Source organism: Butyricicoccus sp. (assembly GCF_050872565.1).
Classification (GTDB): Bacteria; Bacillota; Clostridia; order Oscillospirales; family Butyricicoccaceae; genus Butyricicoccus_A.
Genome location: NZ_JBNMHC010000249.1, coordinates 1 through 3,375, shown reverse-complemented (window position 1 = coordinate 3,375; position 3,375 = coordinate 1). Strand labels below are relative to the sequence as shown.

Here is a 3,375-nt window from a genome sequence, read left to right as displayed (position 1 = left end):
CTTTGGCAACAAAGACGGCGTCGGTTCTACTGCGCTGCGTTTTGCGCTCAACATTGCCGTGTGCTATCTGCTCGCCTACGGCATCGCCAAACCGGCAGTCGGCTGGCTGTTGTCCGGCGCATCGGTTTCCCTGCGCGACAACTGCTCGATGTTCGCCGGCATGGTTCTGTTCACCGGATTTAATTATATCGGCCAGCGCTTTTTTGCCTTTCGAGAAACCAAATAACAAGGAGGTTCCCGCATGACACGTTTCGGCACCGGTCTGCGCAAGCTGTTTTTTGCCTGTGTTGTCGCCGCTTTTGGTCTGATGTCCATAAGCAATGGCTTTGGCTTAGGCATTGTCCTCGCTGCTCTGGCGATTTTCATCCCATACAAATGCAAAATTCCGCATTTTTTGCCGGTTTTATTCGTTCTAAGTACTATCGTGCATGTGATCGCCATCTTTGCCGTGCAGACACCGCTGGAAATGGATTTTGCCACGATGTATCAGGCGGCACAGCAGGCAGCTGTCGGTGATTTCAGCTTTCAAAACGGACTGTACTATTTTTACTGCTGGGCGTATCAAACTGGGTTTGTCCTGTGGGAGGCGGCAATTCTGCGCCTCACAGGCAGTATGGCGGCGATTAAGCTCATCCATGCGCTCATGCTTTCCGGCATCAATGTGCTGATTTATCTGTTTGCCCGCCGATTTGTCGAGGAGCGCGCCGCACAGGCGGCAGCCCTCTTATATCTGGTAACGCTGTTTCCGACACTCATGCTGTGTTCTCTGACCAACCAGCATGTATCTGCATTCTTTCTTCTGCTCGGTATCTATATTCTCACGAGCGGCGGAGACCATGCTTTTTCCGTCCGGCGCGCGCTGCTCGCCGGTATCTGTCTGGCGTTTGGCAACATCATGCGTCCAGAGGGCATCGTGATTCTCGCCGGACTGCTCGGCACAGCCGCGTTTTTGCTGCTCACCCGCCGGTCTCTGCGCGACAACAAAAACATGCTGCTCGGCATTTTCATCACCGTTATCGTCTATGTTCTCTGCAATGCGGCAGCTTCTTGGGCAATTGCCGCCTCTGGCATCAACCAGTACGGTCTGACGAATAACTGGCCGGAATGGAAGTTTATTCTCGGTTTCAATCACGAGACCGGCGGCATGTATTCCTATGCTGACATGGATCGATTTGGAAAATATCATTACACCGGCACGTCTGCCGATGTGCTTGCTCAGGCACTGGAAACAGAAAAGCAGGTCATTCACGACCGAATATTCTGTTCTCCGTTGGAATTTTTCTCGCTCATGCTGGCAAAAATTCAAAATCTCTGGTGCAATCAGGGATTGGGGGTTTCTCTCGGTTTTCTCAATCAGAACGGCGCGACATGGCACGGTTTCAACGGCATCAAAGTCTATGATTTCGCCATCAAGCTGGATCGTACCATATTCTTCTGTGCGCTGTTTTTTGCCTTCTTAGGTGCCGGTTCCCATCTGCGCCGAAAAGATGCCTCTGTCACGTTTGACATGATTCTTCCCTATATGACGCTGATGGCATTTTTCTGTGTCTTCCTGCTCATCGAGGTCCAGCCGCGCTACGCGTATCTCCCGCAGATCTTTTTGTACATGGTGACAGCGGTAGGCATTCACGCGGTCATGCGAAAAAAAGAAAGTCCGACCGCATAAAAACAGTCGAACTTTCGTCTTATCTTACGGATTTCCACCACATCTGCTCCGCTTCATTGAGCGGCAGCAGATGTTTTTTTGCGTCCAACAGCATCAGGTTTCCCTGTACCGTGCCAATCCACGTGTTGTCATCCAATCGGCTGGCAAACAGCAGCTGCTCTTCGATGGGAATTGTGCGGCGTCCGGTGTCATCTTCCGCGACAATGCTGCCGCAGACCGCGCCGGTCTCCGGCACGCCCTCACAGCCAAAATCCGGTTCTTCCACGTACAGCAAATGCAGCAGCGGCTGAAACTGCTGGTTTTCTACAGCTATCGGTTCATTTGAGTACGTCATGGATCTTCTCCTGTGCCTCATCCAGCACGCTGAACATCCGGACGAGCATCTCCCAGCACACCCGCGGCGCAGATGCCGGTGTGATAATCGCATCCAGTGCTGCAGCGACTTCCTGCTCGTTGTCGATAAAAAAGCGCACCCATGCAAAATCTCCGTTGAGCTGATTGAGTACCTTGAGCATCGGGCGCACGCGCTCGGTCGGCACTTGTCCCAGCTTATAGCAGCGCATACCGAATTCCGAGCCGTCCGCGGAAAATACCATGGCAATATTAAACAGCTTGCCGCTCTTGCCAGCGACTTCAACCGCCACATAATGGCTGCCGTCCGGCTGGGCATCTTCCATATAGCGAATGTCTCCGCGCTGTAAGCGCTCAATAAATGCCTGTGCAGATGAATTCATTATCTATCGTCCTCTTTTCTGTTATTTTCCGACCCAGCGCAATCCCTTGGGATAGTGATTTTTCATGATGCTTCCGGCACACTTGCCCCAGCCCATGACAAATCCATCCGCCGCAACGGCTGTCCAGCCCTTTTGTCCGTCATACGGGAAGGTCTCGCCGCGCAGATACGCCTCTGCGGAACCGTCCGCCGCGCGGAGATCGCACACTTGAACAAAATCTTCCGGAGCCAGCGCGTGAGCCAGTGCATGGGCTGGCTCCAGCCGATTCTTTTTGAGCGTACCGACTTCGATACCCATGCGCTTGACCTTCAGTCCGGACATATCCAGCTGGCACGCCTCCGGCAGCAGCCACAGCTTCTCTTTGCGCAGTACCAGCTGTCCCTCCGGCAGTCGGCGCACCAACTCAGAAAGCAGTTTCTCGGCATCACGCAGCTGTTCCTGCTCTTTTTTGCTGTATTTTTCATGCAGACGCGGGGCATCGCATCTGTCTCCTGCTGTTTTGTGCAGAACCGCCGCAAAATGGCCTTCGCCGTCCAGCTTGTGCGGCCACAGACGGAACGCATAGCGCGTGTCCGGATGGCCGTTTTCTGCCCATTCCGGATGTGCCGGACTCAATTTCTCCGGTGTCGGTACCTGCTGCATCGTAAATTCCGGATGCCGCTCCAAGAAACGGGACAGCGTGCCTTCATCTTCCTCCGGTGCAAATGTGCAGGTCGAGTAAATCAATCTGCCGCCGCCCGCCAGCATCTCTGCCGCACGGTCTAAGATTTCCGCCTGACGCGCCGCGCAAAACGCCGGAAGCTCCGATGTCCATTCGCTCTGTGCCGGATTGTCGTCTTTGCGGAACATGCCCTCGCCGGAGCACGGCGCATCGACAACAATGCAGTCAAAAAACGCTGGAAACCGCTGCGCCAGTCTGTCCGGTGTCTCATTGCACACGATGCAGTTTTGCACGCCCATGCGCTCGATGCTCTG

Annotated in this window: 5 protein-coding genes; 2 read left to right on the top strand and 3 right to left on the bottom strand. The window is 54.1% G+C overall.

Translation table 11 applies throughout. The features are described from left to right. Both ACR0P9_RS09525 and ACR0P9_RS09520 read left to right on the top strand, forming a co-directional pair. Positions 1-226: GtrA family protein (locus ACR0P9_RS09525; RefSeq protein WP_432619564.1), on the top strand; the 226-nt coding region annotated here is incomplete at its 5' end. A gap of 15 nt (positions 227-241) precedes the next feature. Beyond that, positions 242-1,666, top strand: coding sequence for a glycosyltransferase family 39 protein (locus tag ACR0P9_RS09520; protein WP_432619562.1), 1,425 nt, complete (start codon positions 242-244; stop codon positions 1,664-1,666). 19 nt (positions 1,667-1,685) lie between these two features. Here the strand turns inward: ACR0P9_RS09520 and ACR0P9_RS09515 are convergent, their stop codons facing one another. From ACR0P9_RS09515 to ACR0P9_RS09505, 3 genes are all read right to left on the bottom strand, one after another. Next, positions 1,686-2,000, bottom strand: a complete 315-nt coding sequence (locus tag ACR0P9_RS09515) for a hypothetical protein (protein WP_432619560.1) — start codon at positions 1,998-2,000, stop codon at positions 1,686-1,688. Further along, positions 1,984-2,400, bottom strand: coding sequence for a hypothetical protein (locus ACR0P9_RS09510; RefSeq protein WP_432619558.1), 417 nt, complete (start codon positions 2,398-2,400; stop codon positions 1,984-1,986). Before ACR0P9_RS09510 ends, ACR0P9_RS09515 begins: the two co-directional genes overlap by 17 nt. Before the next feature lie 21 nt (positions 2,401-2,421). Then, positions 2,422-3,375 (bottom strand): RsmF rRNA methyltransferase first C-terminal domain-containing protein (locus ACR0P9_RS09505; protein ID WP_432619556.1); only part of this gene is annotated, 954 nt, incomplete at its 5' end.

Excerpts from the sequence above, each read along its gene's own strand:
- ACR0P9_RS09520 (WP_432619562.1), top strand. The coding sequence starts at position 242 with ATGACACGTTTCGGCACCGGTCTGCGCAAGCTGTTTTTTGCCTGTGTT.
- ACR0P9_RS09515 (WP_432619560.1), bottom strand. The coding sequence starts at position 2,000 with ATGACGTACTCAAATGAACCGATAGCTGTAGAAAACCAGCAGTTTCAG.
- ACR0P9_RS09510 (WP_432619558.1), bottom strand. The coding sequence starts at position 2,400 with ATGAATTCATCTGCACAGGCATTTATTGAGCGCTTACAGCGCGGAGAC.